This is a genomic window from Thalassococcus sp. (genome assembly GCF_982780845.1).
In genome coordinates this window covers 38,024-55,549 of record NZ_CEYADA010000005.1, presented here as the reverse complement: position 1 = coordinate 55,549, position 17,526 = coordinate 38,024, and the positions used below count along the sequence as shown (strand labels likewise).

The window sequence follows — 17,526 nt, the reverse complement described above, 5'->3', positions numbered from 1 at the left end:
CCCGATGACACAGAGCAGAGATCATGGCGGCAATCTGGATGCGGCGATGGCCCGCTTCGGCGGGACGTCGGACGATTGGCTTGACCTGTCCACCGGCATCAATCCGATGCCCTACCCGTTACCGCCGATCCCGCAAACATCATGGGAAGTTCTACCTCGCAAGACCGAGATGGCACGCCTGTCCGAGATCGCTGCCCAAGCCTACAACACGCCCGCCCGCGTGATCGCAACATCCGGTGCCCAAGGCGCGATCCAGATGGTGCCTTGGCTGCGCGCGCCCGGCCATGCTGCGGTGCTGGCCCCGACCTATAACGAACACGCCGCCGCGCTGCGTGCCTGTGGCTGGCAAGTGGATGAGGTCAGTAAGCTTGACGCATTGGCCGGCGCCGATCTGGCCGTCGTGGTCAACCCCAACAACCCCGACGGACGACGCACCACACCTGACCGCCTGAAGGCAATGTCGCAGCAAGTTGGTCTGTTGATCATCGACGAAAGCTTTGGCGATCCTGAACCGGACTTGTCGCTGGCCCCGCAGTTGGAACAGGACAACGTTGTGATCCTGCGGTCTTTCGGGAAATTTTATGGTCTGGCCGGTGTGCGACTGGGCTTTGCTCTGGCGCAAGGTTCGTTGGCGGATCGGCTGGCGGACATGGTCGGCCCGTGGCCCGTATCCGGCCCCGCGATTGATATCGCCTGTCAGGCATTGGCCGACACGTACTGGCAAGAACAGACGATTGACTGGCTGACGGCAGGCTCTGACCGCTTGGACGCTATGGCGCAAAAGGCGGGTTGGGAAGTGGTGGGCGGCACGCCCTTATTCCGGACCTACGCCACACCGGATGCGTCCGCCGCGCAGAATGCCCTTGCCGCGCATCATATCTGGAGCCGGATTTTCCCCTATTCGAACAGCTGGATACGTCTGGGCCTGCCCAAAGATGACCGCTGGTCACAGCTTGAAGCCGCCATGGGGGCTGCGACATGCTAATGACCGATGCGCATCGCGCGCAGCTTCAGGACATTCTGACGTGGCGGCGCGATATTCGCCACTTCCGCACCGACCCGCTGCCCGACGGCATGCTGGATAAACTGCGCCACGCGATGGACAGCGCGCCGTCAGTCGGCAATGCCCGCCCGTGGCGGGTGTTCCGCGTGATCGATCCCGACCTGCGCACAAAGGTCCGCGATAATTTCGCGAAACAGAATGCGGCGGCCGCGCGCGCCTACGACGACGCTGACCGCGCCGCATATGAAAAGCTGAAACTGTCCGGTCTGGATTCCGCACCCGAACATCTGGCGGTCTTCACCGAAACCGCACCTGTCGAAGGGCGTGGTCTGGGCCGTCAGACGATGCCCCAGACACTTGAGCAGTCGACGGCCATGGCAATCTATTCGCTGTGGCTGATGGCCCGCGCCTGCAATATCGGTGTTGGCATGGTGTCGATCATTGATCCGGATGGCATCGAAAAGCTGTTCGATGTGCCCGATACGTGGCGCTTCACCGCCTACCTGTGCATCGGACACCCCGAGTTTAACGACGATACGCCCCTGCTTCACCGTGCCGGATGGCAGGAAAACACCAAAGCCCACTGGCTAGATCGCTGATCACCGCGCCAGTTCAAGCAAGCCTTCCACATCAAGATGCGTCTCAAGATGATCGGCCAGCGCGTCCAGCGTCTGTTCGATTGTCGCCTCGTAGGCGTTGCCCGACGGCGCGACGCCCAGACGCGACAGCCATCCTGTCCGGAACCCGTCGTCGGAAAACATCCCATGCAGATAGCTGCCCGCGACGCGCCCGTCGGCGGAAACCGCGCCTTCGGGTGTATCCCCTATAAAGGCAAAGGGCCTTGCGCGATCAGGGCCGTCTGATTGGCCGATGTGGATTTCATAGCCATGAAACGGCAGGTCCGAGGCCGCGTGACGGGCCGAAACCTCACGCAGGCTTTTGTCGCCGCTCATCCGTGTTTCGATATCCAACAGGCCAAGGCCCGGCGTTGAACCGGCAGGCCCCTCCATCCCGTCAGGGTCATGCACCGCGCGGCCCAGCATCTGATAGCCGCCGCATATGCCCAGCACATGTCCACCACGGCGGTGGTGTGCAATCACGTCAATGTCCCAGCCTTGTTCCCGCATGAACGCCAGATCGCCCCGTGTCGATTTGGAACCAGGCAGGATCACAACATCCGCATCGGCAGGAACAGGATCACCGGGCGACAGCATGGTGACACGCACGCCGGGTTCCTGCGCCAGCGGATCAAGATCGTCGAAATTGGCAATCCGGCTTAGCCGCAAACACACAACGTGCAACCCGTCGCGCGATGGAGGTGTGGCGATATCTAACGCGTCTTCGGCAGGCAAGCGCCAGCTTTCGGCAAACCACGGCGCGACGCCAAAGCCGCGCCAACCGGTCTGCTCCTCGATCATTTTGTATCCGTCATCGAACAGAGTCGGATCGCCGCGGAACTTGTTGATCAGAAACCCTTTGATCAGGTCCCGGTCACCGTCAGGCAACACAACCTTGGTGCCCACCACCTGCGCGATGACCCCGCCGCGATCAATATCGGCGCAAAGAACCACAGGAACATCAGCCGCTTCGGCAAAGCCCATGTTGGCGATGTCACCCTTGCGCAGGTTGATTTCCGTTGCGCTGCCTGCGCCCTCGACTATCACCAGGTCATAGGTGCTGCGCAGCCGATTGAAGCTGTCCAGAACGGACACCATCAACTGTTTCTTCAGCTTGGCGTATTCGCGGGCACGGACCGTTGTCAGCCGCTTGCCCTGCACCACGACCTGCGCGCCAATATCCGTTTCGGGCTTGAGCAGAACCGGATTCATGTCCGTATTCGGCGCCAATCCACACGCGCGCGCTTGCAGCGCCTGCGCGCGGCCGATTTCATGGCCTTCCTGCGCAACGGCAGCATTGTTGGACATGTTCTGCGGTTTGAACGGCGCGACGGTCAGCCCCCGCCGCTTGGCAGCCCTGCAAAGCCCCGCAACCAACATCGATTTCCCGACGTTGGATCCGGTCCCTTGGATCATCAGCGCGCGGCCCATCAGAATTCGACGCCAGCCTGTGCTTTGACACCGTCACGGAACGGATGCTTGATCAACGTCATTTCGGTCACCAGATCGGCGGCCTCGATCAATTCGGGCTTGGCATTGCGGCCTGTCAGACAGACGTGGGTCATCGCCGGTTTCTCGTTCAGCAGGAAATCGACCACCTCGTCGATATCGATATAGTCGTAGCGCAGCGCGATGTTGATTTCATCGAGCAGCACAAACTGGATTTCGGGGTCAAGGATCTGTTCCTTGGCAATCCGCCAACCGTTCTGGGCCGCCGCAATGTCACGTTCGCGGTCCTGCGTTTCCCATGTAAAGCCTTCGCCAGACACAAAGAAGCGGCACTCATCCGCAAAGCGTTCGCGCAGGAACGTCTTTTCGCCGGTGTCCCAGTTGCCTTTGATGAACTGCACCACCGCGCAGGGCATCTGGTGGGAAATGCAGCGCATGATCATGCCAAAGCCAGAAGACGACTTGCCCTTACCAGCGCCGGTGTGGACCATGATCAGACCTTTCTCTTCGGTCTTGGTCTCCATCATGCGGTCGCGCGCAGCTTTGATCTTGCGCATCTTCTCGGCGTGGCGAAGGTTTTCGTCGGTGGTCATGCCAGTATCCTCTTTCTTGACAAAGCCACGGGATTCAGACCATGTGGCTGCGTGTTGGTGCCTGTGTTAGCAGGTGAAAAGGGAATGTGCAGCCGTGATCTACGCGGTCAAGTACAGCCGCCCCCGCGACCGTGAACGGAAAAGGCCGCTCAGTGCCACTGGCCGACGCTGGGAAGGATGAGCAGCCGCAGGGCGAACACCCCAAATCCGTGAGCCGGGAGACCTGCCAGCGCGATGCGCTTGTAACCGGACGGGGTGTGCCGGAATCGGAGGCGGCACCGTGCATACGGTCCCTTTCCGCAATCCGGCCCCGCGTTCCCGATGGGATGGGACCAGTAAAACTATGGATGCGAAATCCGAAAGCCCGCAGCAAACGGAACTGTTGGTCTGCATTCAATGCCGACGCGGCCAAGAGCTACCCGAAGACGAACGCCGCCCCGGCCAGGCCCTTTTTGACGGGCTGACCGCGCTGGATGGGCCGGACGGGCTTCGGATCACACCGGTCAAATGTCTTCAGAATTGCGATCACGGTTGCACCGTTGCCCTGCGTGGTGGCGATGCGAAATGGACGTATGTTTTCGCAAACGTCGACGAAATGTCGCATCCAGAGATGATCCTGTCTGGTGCAGTGCAATATCACGAGAGCGCGGATGGCATCATTCCATGGCGCGAGCGACCCGAACACTTCAAGCGCAACTGCGTTGCGCGCATACCCCCTGTTACTGAGCCTGAGGAGGCCTGATATGACCAACCTCGCGAAACTACCCGTTACAGTGATCACCGGCTTTCTCGGTTCGGGCAAGACAACCCTGATCTCGCACCTGATCCAGAACCCCGGCGGCAAACGTCTGGCCGTGCTGGTCAACGAATTCGGTGATGTGGGTGTCGATGGCGAAATCCTGAAGGGCTGCGCCATTCCCGACTGCCCTGCGGAAAACATTCTTGAACTGGCAAACGGCTGTATCTGCTGCACCGTGGCCGATGATTTCATCCCGACGATCGAGGCGCTGATGGCGCTTGAGCCGCGCCCCGAACATATCCTGATCGAAACCTCCGGCCTTGCGCTGCCCAAGCCTTTGCTGAAGGCCTTCGACTGGCCTGATATCCGTTCCAAGATCACCGTCGACGGCGTGATCGCGCTTGCCGATGCCGAAGCCGTGGCCGCAGGCCGCTTTGCCCCGGATGTGGAACGCGTCGATGCACAGCGTGCTGCAGATGAAAGCCTTGATCACGAAACGCCACTGTCTGAGGTTTTCGAAGACCAGATTTCCTGCGCAGATATCATCCTTCTGACCAAGCCCGATCTGGCAGGTCCCGAAGGTGTCGCGAAAGCCAAGGAAATCATTGCCGCAGAAGCACCCCGCCCCCTGCCCGTGATCGAAGTGGCCGAAGGTGTCGTTGACCCGCGCGTTCTGCTGGGTCTTGAGGCCGCCGCCGAAGACGACATGGATGCGCGTCCGTCCCATCACGATGGGCACGACGACCACGAACATGACGACTTTGACACCATCGTTGTCGATATCCCCGAACTGGCCGATCCCGCCGATCTGGTCGCCGCCATCGAAAAGCTGGCGCGCGAAAACAACATCCTGCGGATCAAGGGCTATGCCAGCGTTGCAGGAAAACCGATGCGTCTGCTGGTGCAGGCCGTGGGTGCCCGTGTGCGTCATCAGTACGACCGCCCCTGGAAACCCGACGAAGCCCGCGCTGGCCGTCTGGTTGTGATCGCCGAACACGACGATATCGACCCGACCGCCATCCGCGCCGTGCTGGCACCTGCCACACAAGCCGCCGAGTAAGCGGACCACGCCACAATGCACGTCGTCTTCCGCGAAAGCCACGGTCTAGAAGAGACAGACACCCCGACGGATCTGGGACAGGATCCGGCGGATCTGGTGGTATTGTCTTTTTCTGACAGTGACCTTGGCGCATTCGCGGAAGGCTGGCGGCGTGGCGGCGGGCCCGAGGGGCGGTTGCCCAGCCTGCGGTTGGCGAACCTGTCGGCGCTACGGCATCCGCTGTCGGTTGATACCTACATCGACAACACACTGTCAGGGGCCAAGGGCATTCTGATCCGATTGATCGGTGGCGTGCCCTATTGGGAATACGGCGTGCAACAGGTGATGGCGCTGGCACAAAGCAAGGGGATCGCAGTGGCTGTTCTGCCCGCAGACGGGCGGCCGGACACGCGGCTGGATGCGGTCTCGACCCTACCGGCATCCACCCTCAGACGTCTGGCGCAGCTTTGCGACTCGGGCGGCGCGGTGGCGGCGCAGGCTGCTTTGGCACAGATGGCGTTGGCAGCGGGGCTTTATGCAGCGCCCGTGCGCGGGGCCAAAACGATCTCATCCGTTGGGGCATGGACACCGCAAGACGGCCCAGCATGCCCGTTGGCCGACATGCCGACATCGGACGCGGCCCGAGTCCTGATCGTTTTCTACCGGTCCTATCTGGTTGCCGCCGATCTTGCGCCGATCACCGCCATGTACAACGCGTTCCGCGCGCAGGGCTATCACGTCCGCGCGCTGTTCGTGCCCTCACTGAAGGCCCCCGATGCACGGGGCTGGCTGGAACGGCAGGTGCGCGCCTATGCGCCGAACGCCATCGTCAATGCGACCGCGTTCAGTGGCAAAGGCGCGGGCGAGGCTTCGCCACTGGATGCGGGCGACGTGCCGGTGTTCCAAGTGGCCCTGTCCACCTCGACCCGCGACGCTTGGGCCGAGGCAGAGCGCGGATTGTCCCCTGCCGATCTGGCCATGCACGTGGTCCTGCCCGAGGTCGACGGACGCCTGATGGGCGGGGTTGTTTCCTTCAAAGAACCCGGTGTCCGCGACCCCGATCTGCAATTCGCACGCTATGCCCATAGCGCGGATGCAGACTGTATCGACGCCGTGGTCAAACGGGTGCACGGCTGGCTTGATCTGGCCGCCAAACCCGTGGCGGAACGGCGCGTAGCGCTTGTTCTGTCGACCTATCCCGGAAAAGACTGGAACATGGGGCATGCCGTCGGGCTGGATGCCACGGCTTCGGCCCGCGCGATCCTGTCTGATCTTTCCGAAGCTGGCTATGACGTGGGCGCGGTGCCTGATCTGGAAAACAGGCTACTGGCGCGGGAGTTTGCCCTGCCGCTGGATGATTACCGCCAGATGCTAAGCACACTGCCAGAAACCCTACGCGACGAACTGGCCAAGGTTTGGGGCGATCCGGAAGACGACGATGCAGTGCACGACGGCGCGTTCCATTTCGCCGCGGTCAAAACCGGTCGCGGGTTTGTTCTGTTGCAGCCTGAACGGGGCAATCCGAAACTGCGTGATGACGAATATCATGACCTGTCACGCTCGCCCCGCCATGCCTATGTCGCCTTTTACCTCTGGCTGCAGACCACTGCCGATGCGCTGGTCCATATCGGAGCCCATGGCACGCTGGAATGGCTTCCCGGCAAATCCGTGGCCTTGTCCAACACCTGCTGGCCCGAGGCCCTGATTGGCGCGTTGCCCGTCATCTATCCGTTCATCGTCAATGACCCTGGCGAAGCCGCACAAGCCAAGCGCCGCATCGGGGCCGTCACGCTGGGCCATGTGCCCCCGCCCCTGCGCCAAAGCGAAACGCCTGACCGATTGGCGCGGCTAGAGGCGCTGCTGGACGAATTTTCCAACGCCGATGGCCTAGACCCGAAGCGCCGAGACCGCCTACAGGCCGACATCCGCGCCGAGGCTCAGGCGCTGGGTGTGGAAGATGACCTAGGTCTGGATCGCGCCGCCTGTACCGCCGAGGCGATCACGCGCATCGACCGCTTTGTTTGCGACATCAAAGAAAGCCAGTTCGGCGAAGGCCTTCACATCTGGGGCCGCACGCCAGACGCACAGGGCAGCTTTGACGCGACCGCATCGGCGCATTCTGAGAAAGCCGCGCTTCTGGCCGCGCTTGACGGACAACGGATCGCGGCTGGCCCATCGGGGTCGCCCTATCGCGGGCGTCAGGATGTGCTGCCCACAGGCCGCAACCTGTTCACCACCGACCCGCGATCTGTCCCGACGCGGGCGGCCTATGCGCAGGGTGTCAAACTGGCCGAAGAACTCGTGCGTCGCCACCTGCAGGAAGAAGGCAACTGGCCGCAGGGTCTGATTGTTGATCTTTGGGGATCCGCCACGATGCGCACCGCAGGCGAGGAATTCGCCATGGCGCTGCACCTGTTGGGCGTGCGCCCGATCTGGGACAAAGGATCAGAGCGCGTTTCTGGCATCGAAGTGCTGCCCATCGCCGAACTTGACCGCCCCCGCATCGACGTGACCTTGCGCGTCTCGGGCCTGTTCCGCGATGTGTTCCCGACGCTGTCGGCCCTGTTCGCACAGGCGACACGGGCACTGGCTGACCGCGATGAGGCACCGGACTGGAACCCCTATGCGGGCCAGAAGCCGGTCGCACGGGTCTACGGGCCCGCGCCGGGCAGCTTCGGCTTGGGCATGGGCGCGGCCTTGGACAATTTCACGCCCGAGGCCCGCGAACAGGCCGGACAAGCGTGGCTGGATGCCTCGTCTTGGGCCTTGGACGGCGATCATGCGACCCGCGACATGCAAGGCCTGCGCGCCCGTGTCGAACAGGCCGACAGTTTCGTCCACCTTCAAGACCTGCCGGAAACCGATCTGCTCCTGGCCTCGGACTACGCCGCGCATGAGGCGGGTTTTGCCGCAGCGCAGGCCATCACGGGCGGTCAGGCGACCCTGTATCATCTGGACGCCACCAATCCCGACGCCCCCCGCGCCCGCCTTCTGCCCGAAGAAATCGCCCGCGTTGTGCAGGCCCGCGCCACCAACCCGCGCTGGATTGCGGGTATGCGCGCCCATGGGTTCCGGGGCGCTGCCGAAATCGCCGCAACGCTTGTCCATATGGCAAGCTTTGCGCATCTTGCCGATACGGTCGGCCCGCATCTGTTTGACGCCTTCCACGAGGCCACGCTGGGCGACGCCGAAACCGCCGCCTTCCTGCAAGAGGCCAACCCCGAGGCCTATCAAGCCATGCTCGACACCTTCCGCAGATTGCACGACTCTGGTCTGTGGCAGACGCGGCGCAACTCGATCCTTGCGGGCATTGAAACGGGGACGGTGATATGACCGCGCCCGCGACATCGCCATCGGTCAAGGGCTGGTGCCCCGGCGCCCATCGCCCGATGATGTCTGGCGACGGGCTGGTGGTGCGCGTGCGCCCCTTTCGTGCCGAACTGTCGGCAGATCAGGCACGTGGTCTCTGCGATCTGGCCGAACGTTTCGGCAATGGCACGCTGGATCTGACATCGCGCGCGAACCTGCAAATCCGTGGCGTCGCCGAAGCCGATCATCCCGCCCTTCTGGCGCAACTGGACGCACTGGGCCTGATCGACCAAGACCCCGCCGTAGAAGGCCACCGGAATATCCTTTTGGACCCGAACTGGGCCGCAGGTGATCTGACCGACCGACTTTATGAAGTATTGCTTTCCGCCCTGCCCAGCCTGCCTGACATGCCCGAAAAAATGGGCTTTGCACTGGACACCGGTCGTGGGGGACACCTGCGCGACGGGTCTGCCGATTTCCGGTTTGAAATTGCCCAAGATGGCGGTCTGATCCTGCGCGCTGACGGATGCGATGCGGGCCGTCCCGTGACCGAGGCCACCGCCACCGAAGCGCTGAAGGACATGGCCGAATGGTTCGTCAGCACCGGCGGACGCGACGCTGGACGCATGGCGCGCCATCTGAAAACCGTATCCCCGCCCGCCGAGTGGCAAAGCAAGTCTCCGCGTTACAAATTGCGTAACGTCGTCCCTGGAGCAGCACCGAACGGCACCATCCTCGGGGCCGCTTTCGGCAAGATCGACACGACCGCGTTGCGTGACCTTTTGAACGATACCGGTGCGGAACAGATGCGCCTGATGCTTGGCCGCATGTTCTGGCTCCGCGGTGGCAATGCCCCCACCCCGTCACAGCATTTCGTCTTCGACTGCGGCGACCCGATCCTGAAAGCCCACGCCTGTCCCGGTGCACCCTTTTGCCCGCAGGCCACCGTTGAAACCCGCAAGCTGGCCACACGGCTGGCTGCGCAAACCGATCATGTCCTGCATGTCTCTGGATGTTCCAAGGGCTGCGCCCTGCCACGCGCCTGCGCGGTCACGCTGGTCGGGCGCGATGGCGCCTTTGACCTTGTGAAAAACGGCGCACCATGGGACATCCCAAGCCAAACCGGTCTCGCCCCCGATACCATAAGCCTGAAAGACCTTTGAATGCCTTATACCTACGAAAAAGACGGCGCTGCGATCTATGCCGAAAGCTTTGCCACGATCCGGGCCGAGGCCAATCTGGCGCGTTTTGACGCCGATGAAGAACCTATCGCGGTGCGAATGATCCACGCGGCAGGCATGGTCGGGCTGGAAGAGCATGTTCATATGTCGCCCGGTTTCGCCAAGGCCGCTCGTGCGGCACTGGAAAACGGTGCGCCGATCCTGTGCGATGCCTATATGGTGTCCGAAGGCGTCACGCGCCCGCGCCTGCCCGCTGACAACGCGGTCATTTGTACCCTGCGTGACCCAAGCGTTCCTGAAATGGCGCGCGAGATGGGAAACACACGCTCTGCCGCCGCGCTTGAACTGTGGCGTCCGCATCTGGAAGGCGCGCTGGTGGCCATCGGCAACGCGCCCACCGCGCTGTTCCACCTTCTGAACATGCTGGAAGATCCGGATTGTCCGCGCCCCGCCGCGATCATCGGCTGCCCTGTGGGATTTGTCGGTGCGCGTGAAAGCAAGGATGCGCTTTGGGCCGATCAACCGGTGCCCAGCCTGATCGTCGAAGGACGTCTGGGTGGTTCCGCGATCACGGTTGCCGCGATCAACGCCATTGCGAGCCGCAAGGAATGAGCGCGCCCGAGACAAAACAGGGGATGATCTGGGGCGTAGGACTTGGCCCCGGCGATCCCGAACTGATGTCGGTCAAGGCAGACCGCCTGCTGCGCAATGCGACCCATGTGGCACATTTCCGCAAAGCGGGCCGCACCGGTCAGGCGCGTCGTATCATCGGCGACATGCTGCACGCGGATGTTACCGAAATTCCAATGGAATATCCGGTCACCACGGAAATCCCACTGACAGACCCGCGCTATAACGAAATGCTGTCAGCCTTTTACGAAGAAAGCGCCGCACACCTGCGGGACTTGTCCAATGCAGGGCATGAGGTGGTCATCGTCAGCGAAGGTGATCCGTTCTTCTACGGCTCGTTCATGCATCTTTACACACGCCTGAAAGACGACTGCCCCGTTCAGGTCGTGCCTGCCATCACAGGGATGAGCGCCGCTTGGACAGCCACCGGCGCCCCCATCACGTGGGGCGACGATGTGCTGAGCGTTCTGATGGGCACCCTGCCCGAAGACGCCTTGGTCGAGCATATGGAAAAGGCCGATGCGCTGGTGATCATGAAGATCGGGCGCAACATCGACAAAATCCGCAACGCCCTGCGCCGCGCCGGTCGCTTTGATGCCGCGTGGCTGGTGGAATACGCAGCCATGGCCGATCAGACGGTTCAAAAGCTTGCCGATGCGGGGGAAAAGGTTACGCCCTATTTCTCGATCATCGTCGTTCACGGCAACGGGAGACGCCCATGACCGGCTCTTTGGTGATCGCGGGTCTTGGCCCCGGTTCGGAAACCTTGGTGACCCCCGAAGTGAGCGCGGCCCTAGCGAAGGCCACTGACGTGGTGGGCTATATTCCATACGTGGCAAGGGTTGCAGAACGCCCCGGTTTGACGCTGCATCCCTCGGACAACCGTGTGGAAATCGACCGGTCGCGTCACGCGCTTGAAATGGCCAGAGAAGGCCGGAACGTGGTTGTTGTGTCGTCCGGTGATCCGGGTGTTTTTGCCATGGCATCCGCCGTGTTCGAGGCGGTCGAGGCCGGCCCCGAGGAATGGCGCAATCTGGATATTCAGGTGCTGCCAGGTATCACCGCGATGCTGGCCGCCGCCGCCCGCGCGGGCGCACCCTTGGGCCATGATTTCTGCGCCATCAACCTCAGCGACAACCTGAAGCCTTGGGCGCTGATCGAAAAACGGCTGCGTCTTGCGGCAGAGGCGGATTTCGCCATGGCGTTCTACAATCCGCGGTCGAAATCCCGCCCCGAAGGGTTCGAGAAAACGCTGCGTATCCTTCAGGACGCTTGCGGCGACGCGCGTCCCGTCATTTTCGCGCGCGCGGTGTCCACGCCCGACGAACAGCTGCGTGTGGTTCCCTTGACCGAATGCACGCCGGAAATGGCAGATATGCGGACCATGGTTTTGGTCGGTTCCTCCACGACGCGCATCATCGAACGCGACGGCGCGCCGATTGTCTACACGCCAAGGTCGGTCAAAGCATGACCCAGCCAGCGCTTCACGTCATCAATGCTATGCGCTTCGGTGCGCGGCGGAATTGTGGGACGGTCGATCATAATGACCGGAACGCCCAGTTGACGTGCAGCAATGATCTTGGCCTCGGCGCCTTTGCCACCGGCATTTTTGGACACGACAAGATCGATCCCGTGTTCTTCCATCAGCGCCCTGTCGCCCTCGAGCGTAAAGGGCCCGCGATCCACGATGACCGTCGCTTCGGGAAAGCCCAAAGCTTCGCTGGGCGGGTCAACCAGACGCAAGACGTAGGCATGCTGCGGGTTCACGGTAAAGTCGGACAGATGCATACGCCCGACAGCCAGCAACACGCGTTTTCGCGGACCTTTCAGCGCGTCGACCGCTCCGGCAATGTCCGCGACGTGGGTCCATTGATCGCCGTCCTCGGGCTGCCACGGCGCACGGGTGTAGGCCAAAAGCGGAACGCCCGTTTCTGCGCAGGCCTCGATGGCATTGCAGCTCATTTGCGCGGCAAAGGGATGCGTCGCGTCGATCACATGGGTGATCGCATTGTCGCGCAGATAGCGGGCCAGCCCTTCAGCCCCGCCAAAGCCACCAACGCGCAGCGGCATGCCCTGTGGTGCGGGGCGCGCCACGCGTCCGGCCATGGAAACAGTGCCACGCACTCCGGCGTCTGCCAGAACGGTGCACAGGCTGCGGCCCTCGGTGGTGCCGCCAAGGATCAGGAGGTTCGGGTCGATGGCTGATACTCCGTGGTTGACCGTAATCGGTTTGGGCGAAGATGGACCGGACGGCCTGTGCAAGGCAAGCCGCGACGTGCTGGAAAACGCAGAATGCATCATGGGCGCCGCACGTCATCTGTCGCTGCTGCCCGACGTGGGAACCGAGCGGATCGAATGGCCGGTGCCCTATTCCGATGGTGTTGATCTGTTGATGAAACGGCGCGGCCAACCGACCGTGGTTCTGGCCTCAGGTGATCCGTTCTGGTTCGGTGCGGGATCGGTGCTGGCCAAACGGCTGGATCGCAGCGAATGGCGCGCTTTTTCGGGACAATCGGTGTTTTCACTGGCGGCGGCGCGGCTTGGCTGGCCGCTGGAAAAAACGCTTTGCCTTGGGCTGCATGCCACCCCCCTGACGGCCCTGCGTCCCCATCTGGCAACTGGTCGCCGGATCATCGCCACCTTGCGCGATGGTGATGCGGTAGCGGCGCTTGGTAGCTATCTGACAGATGCCGGATTTGGCGACACCCCCTGCACGGTGCTGGAGGCCCTGAATGGCGCGCGTGAACAGACCACCGAAGCTGTGGCGCGTGATCTGGGCAATGGCAGTTTCGCACATCCCGTTTGCATCGCGCTTGACATCAAAGGCGACGGCGCGGTGATGCCGCTTGCCTCTGGTCGGGCGGATGACTGGTTTGACAGCGATGGCCAGATCACCAAGCAACCGATCCGCGCGCTGACCCTGTCGGCACTGGCCCCGCGACCGTTCGAACATCTCTGGGACATCGGCGGCGGCTCTGGCTCGATCGGGATCGAATGGCTTTTGACCGATCCGACCCTGAACGCCACCGCAATCGAACCCCGTGCCGACCGCGCCGCGCGTATCCGCGACAACGCGGACCGTCTGGGCGTTGGCCGCTTGACCGTGGTCGAAGGCAAAGCACCCAATGCACTCCAAGGCTTAACACCACCCGACGTCGTTTTCGTGGGCGGCGGCCTGTCGCAAGAGCTGATCACCTTTCTGGAAACCCTACCCAAAGACACGCGCATCGTTGCCAACGCTGTCACTCTGGAAAGCGAAGCATTGCTGACGCAGACGCACGCGCGCCTTGGTGGTAACCTGATGCGCATCGAGATTGCCAATGCCGTGCCCATCGGCCCGAAACGCGGGTGGCGCGCATCTTACCCCATCACGCAATGGAGCATTCAGCTATGATCGTTGCGGGGTTCGGGTTCTCGACACGTGCTGGACAGAACAGTCTGCGCGACGCGCTGAAACAGGCCTGCGACGCCACAGGCGTGTCGCCCGACGCTTTGGCCACAGCCGAGGATAAGGCAGGCACGTTGCAAGAACTGGCACAAACCCTTGCCCTGCCCGTTGTTTTGGTGACGGCAGAGGCAATGACACAGCAGAAAACCATCACCCAATCCGCCCGCGCGATCCAAGAACGCGCAACGGGGTCAGTGGCCGAGGCATCCGCCCTTGCCGCCGCAGGCCCCGGTGCACGCCTTCTGACCCCGCGACTGCATGCACAGGACCGTCTTTCGACCTGCGCGCTGGCCCAAGGAGCCACATCATGACCGTACATTTCATCGGCGCCGGTCCCGGCGCGCCCGATCTTCTGACCCTGCGGGGCCGCGATATCATCGCCAGTTGTCCTGTCTGTTTGTACGCCGGATCGCTGGTGCCACAGGCCATTCTGGAACATTGCCCACCCAACGCCCGTATCGTGAACACCGCGTCAATGGATCTGGATCAGATCGTTGCCGAAATCCGTCGTGCACATGATGCGGGGCAAGACGTGGCGCGGCTGCATTCCGGTGATCTGTCGGTCTGGTCCGCCATGGGCGAACAGTTGCGCCGCCTGCGGGCCGAGGGCATTCCCGTCTCCGTCACCCCCGGTGTGCCGGCCTTTGCTGCCGCCGCTGCTGCCTTGGGCGCAGAACTGACCCTGCCGGGTCTGGCGCAATCCGTGGTGCTGACCCGCACGCCCGGCCGCGCATCGTCAATGCCCGAAGGGGAAACACTGACCAATTTCGCCGCGACCGGCGCGACGCTGGCCATTCACCTGTCGATCCAGAACCTTGCCAAGGTCGTCGACGACCTCACACCCGCCTACGGCGCGGATTGCCCCGTCGCCGTGGTCTATCGCGCCAGCTGGCCTGACGAGACGATCCTGCGCGGCACGCTGGCCGACATTCAGGACAAACTGGGTGACAACATTCAGCGCACAGCCCTGATCCTTGTCGGCCCTGCGCTGAAGGGCGAAGGCTTTGATGAAAGCTGCCTTTATGCGGTGGACTACGACCGCCGCTATCGCCCGCAAAGCGCCGACAGCCCGTGGGCCAGTTGGTCCGATGATACCGAAGGTCAGGGCACGTCATGAAAGGCCTGCTGATCTCTGCACCGTCGTCGGGCACCGGTAAAACAACAGTCATGCTTGGCCTGCTCCGCGCATTGGCGGATGATGGGCTTGCCGTGCAGCCGTTCAAGTCAGGCCCCGATTATATCGATCCGGCCTTCCATCAGGCGGCTTGCGGACGACCCAGTTTCAATCTGGACGGCTGGGCCATGGGGCCGAAGCTGTGGCAAGCCATCTCGGCCCGTGCGAAGGGCGCTGATATCTGCGTGGCCGAAGGGTCGATGGGCCTGTTCGACGGCGTTGCGACACGCGGCCAGCAGGGCTTTGGCAGCAGTGCCGAAACCGCGCAGGCGATGGGCTGGCCCGTGGTTTTGGTGCTGGACGTTGGTGGGCAGGCGCAGTCTGCTGCGGCGACGGCGCTGGGTTTCCGCAGCTATCTGCCCGATCTGCCCTTTGCCGGTGTGATCCTGAACCGCGTCGCGTCGCCCCGACATGAACGGCTGACACGTTTGGGGATGGAACGCGCGGGTATGCCGGTTCTGGGCGTGTTGCCCCGTCGTGGTGATCTGACCCTGCCCGAACGGCATCTGGGCCTGATCCAAGCGGTCGAACATCCCGATCTTGATGCGGCCATTGCCGACTACGCGACATTCCTGCGCGACCATGTTGATCTGGAAGCTTTGCGCGCAGCGGCGGCGGGCCATGCCCTGCCCGAGACGCCCTCTGCTTTGCCGAAACCTCCGGCACAGCGCATCGCCATTGCGCGTGACGCGGCGTTTTCATTCACCTATCCGCATCTGCTGGAAGGCTGGCACGATGCGGGCGCTGAAATTCTGCCTTTTTCACCGCTTGCCGATGAAGCCCCCGCCGCGGACGCCGATATCGTGTGGCTGCCGGGTGGCTACCCTGAACTGCACGCCGGTCAATTGGCCGCTGCCGAATCCTTCCGCGCGGGCGTTCGCCGTCACGCCGAAACGCGTCCCGTTCACGGGGAATGCGGTGGTTACATGGCCTTGGGCGAGGCGTTGATCGACAAAAACGGCACGCGCCACCAGATGCTGGGGCTGCTCGGGCTGGTGACCAGCTATGAAAAGCGCAAATTCCATTTGGGTTATCGCCGTGCTGTGCTTCAGGCGCCCCTGCCCGGCTTTTCGGTGGACACTGCCCTGCGCGGCCATGAATTCCACTACTCGACCATTCTGGAACAACCCGATGCGCCACTGGCCGAGGTGCGCGACGCGGACGGCAACCTTGTCCCCGAGACCGGATCGCATCGGGGCCATGCCTCGGGCACGTTCTTTCACCTGATCACGCAAGAGGAAACCGCATGACACGCCTCGTCAGCTTTGTAAGTTCCGGTCCGGGCGATCCCGAACTTCTGACACTCAAGGCCGTGGACCGCCTTAAGCGCGCCGATGCGGTGCTGTTTGACGACCTGTCGTCAGGCCCGATCTTAAGCTACGTGCGCAGCGGGGCCGATCTGGTTGCCGTGGGAAAACGGGCCGGTCGGCCATCGCCCAAACAGGACCACGTCAGCCGGTTGCTGGTGGATTACGCGCTACAAGACCAACACGTGGTGCGACTGAAATCCGGTGACAGCGGTATTTTCGGACGACTGGAAGAGGAAATCACTGCGCTGCGTGAAGCCGGCATTCCGTATGAGATCATCCCCGGCATCCCGTCCGCCATTGCGGCCGCTGCGGCGGCGGGCATTCCGTTGACACGCCGACTGACGGCACGCCGCGTGCAGTTTATCACCGGTCATGATGTGACCGGTCGGTTGCCCGAAGATATGAACCTTGGCGCGCTGGCCGATCCGGCGGCTTCGACCGTTGTTTTCATGGGCAAACGGACCTTCCCGAAACTAGCCGCGATGCTGTGCGATGCGGGCCTGCCCGAGGATACCCCCGCCCTGTTGGCCGAGGCGGTCAGCACACCGGAACAAAATATAGAGCGCCACACGATTCGATCCCTGTCGGACCAGTTGGAACGCGAAATCGGCGATCAGCCCGCGTTGATCCTGTACGGGCCGCTTGCCACATGAGCGAACATGCGGCCATCACTGTCACGGTCTGCACCTCATGTCCCATGGGACTTGCAGGATTTGCCGACACGTTGCGTGACAGACTGGCCGCTGATCACAAGGACGTTGTGGTCGCCACGCGCGACTGCATGTCAGGGTGCACCCGTCCGTCTACTGTGGCTGTCAGAAGCGCGGGAAAAACCGCCTATCTTTTCGGTGACTTGACCGACGCGGATGCAGAGCTGATCGATAGGTTTCTACGTCACTATCGCGACTCGGACACGGGCGATTTCGAAGACGCCCGCGTTCTGGGCGACCTGCGCTTCAAAGCGATCGCCAGAATTCCGAGTCAGGTAGTGTGACCGATGCGACCTATGTCGCTTTGACGCGCTATAAATTCGG

18 protein-coding genes and 1 riboswitch are annotated in these 17,526 nt (G+C 62.5%); of the genes, 15 read left to right on the top strand and 3 right to left on the bottom strand.

Annotation, left to right across the window (positions count from 1 at the left end):
• Positions 1-4: 4 nt before the first annotated feature.
• On the top strand, positions 5-985 hold the full coding sequence (cobD, locus tag AC4FIA_RS07135) for a threonine-phosphate decarboxylase CobD (protein WP_490365269.1): 981 nt from the start codon (positions 5-7) through the stop codon (positions 983-985).
• The gene (gene bluB / locus AC4FIA_RS07130; RefSeq protein ID WP_490365268.1) at positions 979-1,602 is read left to right on the top strand and encodes a 5,6-dimethylbenzimidazole synthase; all 624 of its coding nucleotides are present in this window, start codon (positions 979-981) and stop codon (positions 1,600-1,602) included. Before cobD ends, bluB begins: the two co-directional genes overlap by 7 nt.
• On the opposite strand, the gene AC4FIA_RS07125 is transcribed toward bluB, so the two are convergent.
• Both AC4FIA_RS07125 and cobO read right to left on the bottom strand, forming a co-directional pair.
• Positions 1,603-3,051 carry a cobyric acid synthase gene (locus AC4FIA_RS07125; protein WP_490365267.1) on the bottom strand — a complete coding sequence of 483 codons (1,449 nt, stop codon included), beginning with the start codon at positions 3,049-3,051 and terminating at the stop codon, positions 1,603-1,605.
• Positions 3,051-3,662 (bottom strand): cob(I)yrinic acid a,c-diamide adenosyltransferase, encoded by a 612-nt coding sequence (gene cobO, locus AC4FIA_RS07120; RefSeq protein WP_103911244.1) that lies wholly within the window; start codon positions 3,660-3,662, stop codon positions 3,051-3,053. The genes AC4FIA_RS07125 and cobO overlap by 1 nt, the downstream gene beginning before the upstream one ends.
• Before the next feature lie 38 nt (positions 3,663-3,700).
• A riboswitch (cobalamin riboswitch) is annotated at positions 3,701-3,907 on the top strand.
• A gap of 98 nt (positions 3,908-4,005) precedes the next feature.
• Between cobO and AC4FIA_RS07115 the strand changes: the two genes are divergently transcribed.
• The 7 genes from AC4FIA_RS07115 to cobJ are packed head-to-tail and all read left to right on the top strand — an operon-like array spanning position 4,006 to position 12,031.
• Positions 4,006-4,404: a DUF1636 family protein gene (locus AC4FIA_RS07115; RefSeq protein WP_103911105.1), complete on the top strand. Its 399-nt coding sequence runs from the start codon at positions 4,006-4,008 to the stop codon at positions 4,402-4,404.
• A 1-nt stretch (position 4,405) separates the two neighbouring features.
• Positions 4,406-5,461, top strand: a complete 1,056-nt coding sequence (gene cobW / locus AC4FIA_RS07110) for a cobalamin biosynthesis protein CobW (protein ID WP_103911104.1) — start codon at positions 4,406-4,408, stop codon at positions 5,459-5,461.
• Between the two features lie 15 nt (positions 5,462-5,476).
• On the top strand, positions 5,477-8,773 hold the full coding sequence (gene cobN / locus AC4FIA_RS07105) for a cobaltochelatase subunit CobN (RefSeq protein ID WP_490365266.1): 3,297 nt from the start codon (positions 5,477-5,479) through the stop codon (positions 8,771-8,773).
• Positions 8,770-9,912, top strand: coding sequence for a cobalamin biosynthesis protein CobG (locus AC4FIA_RS07100; protein ID WP_490365265.1), 1,143 nt, complete (start codon positions 8,770-8,772; stop codon positions 9,910-9,912). Before cobN ends, AC4FIA_RS07100 begins: the two co-directional genes overlap by 4 nt.
• Entirely contained in the window at positions 9,913-10,542 is a 630-nt protein-coding gene (locus tag AC4FIA_RS07095; RefSeq protein WP_490365264.1) for a precorrin-8X methylmutase, read from the top strand. It begins immediately after the preceding gene.
• Positions 10,539-11,282, top strand: a complete 744-nt coding sequence (locus tag AC4FIA_RS07090) for a precorrin-2 C(20)-methyltransferase (RefSeq protein ID WP_490365263.1) — start codon at positions 10,539-10,541, stop codon at positions 11,280-11,282. Before AC4FIA_RS07095 ends, AC4FIA_RS07090 begins: the two co-directional genes overlap by 4 nt.
• Complete coding sequence (cobJ, locus tag AC4FIA_RS07085; protein WP_490365262.1) at positions 11,279-12,031, top strand: precorrin-3B C(17)-methyltransferase; 753 nt, start codon at positions 11,279-11,281, stop codon at positions 12,029-12,031. Before AC4FIA_RS07090 ends, cobJ begins: the two co-directional genes overlap by 4 nt.
• Here the strand turns inward: cobJ and AC4FIA_RS07080 are convergent.
• A complete protein-coding gene (locus AC4FIA_RS07080) occupies positions 12,004-12,759 on the bottom strand; it encodes a cobalt-precorrin-6A reductase (RefSeq protein ID WP_490365424.1) in 756 nt (251 codons plus the stop codon). The two genes, cobJ and AC4FIA_RS07080, sit on opposite strands and share 28 nt — an antisense overlap.
• Here AC4FIA_RS07080 and cbiE point away from each other — a divergent pair.
• Genes cbiE through AC4FIA_RS07050 form a run of 6 tightly spaced genes read left to right on the top strand, consistent with a single transcriptional unit; the run spans position 12,758 to position 17,486 of the window.
• A complete protein-coding gene (gene cbiE / locus AC4FIA_RS07075) occupies positions 12,758-13,954 on the top strand; it encodes a precorrin-6y C5,15-methyltransferase (decarboxylating) subunit CbiE (protein WP_490365261.1) in 1,197 nt (398 codons plus the stop codon). The two genes, AC4FIA_RS07080 and cbiE, sit on opposite strands and share 2 nt — an antisense overlap.
• Positions 13,951-14,319 carry a cobalamin biosynthesis protein gene (locus tag AC4FIA_RS07070; RefSeq protein ID WP_490365260.1) on the top strand — a complete coding sequence of 123 codons (369 nt, stop codon included), beginning with the start codon at positions 13,951-13,953 and terminating at the stop codon, positions 14,317-14,319. The genes cbiE and AC4FIA_RS07070 overlap by 4 nt, the downstream gene beginning before the upstream one ends.
• Positions 14,316-15,125 carry a precorrin-4 C(11)-methyltransferase gene (cobM, locus tag AC4FIA_RS07065; protein ID WP_103911097.1) on the top strand — a complete coding sequence of 270 codons (810 nt, stop codon included), beginning with the start codon at positions 14,316-14,318 and terminating at the stop codon, positions 15,123-15,125. Before AC4FIA_RS07070 ends, cobM begins: the two co-directional genes overlap by 4 nt.
• Entirely contained in the window at positions 15,122-16,432 is a 1,311-nt protein-coding gene (locus tag AC4FIA_RS07060) for a cobyrinic acid a,c-diamide synthase CobB (RefSeq protein ID WP_490365259.1), read from the top strand. Before cobM ends, AC4FIA_RS07060 begins: the two co-directional genes overlap by 4 nt.
• Positions 16,429-17,145 (top strand): uroporphyrinogen-III C-methyltransferase, encoded by a 717-nt coding sequence (gene cobA, locus AC4FIA_RS07055; RefSeq protein WP_490365258.1) that lies wholly within the window; start codon positions 16,429-16,431, stop codon positions 17,143-17,145. Before AC4FIA_RS07060 ends, cobA begins: the two co-directional genes overlap by 4 nt.
• Positions 17,142-17,486, top strand: a complete 345-nt coding sequence (locus AC4FIA_RS07050; RefSeq protein WP_490365257.1) for a DUF1636 family protein — start codon at positions 17,142-17,144, stop codon at positions 17,484-17,486. Before cobA ends, AC4FIA_RS07050 begins: the two co-directional genes overlap by 4 nt.
• The last annotated feature ends 40 nt before the right edge of the window (positions 17,487-17,526 follow it).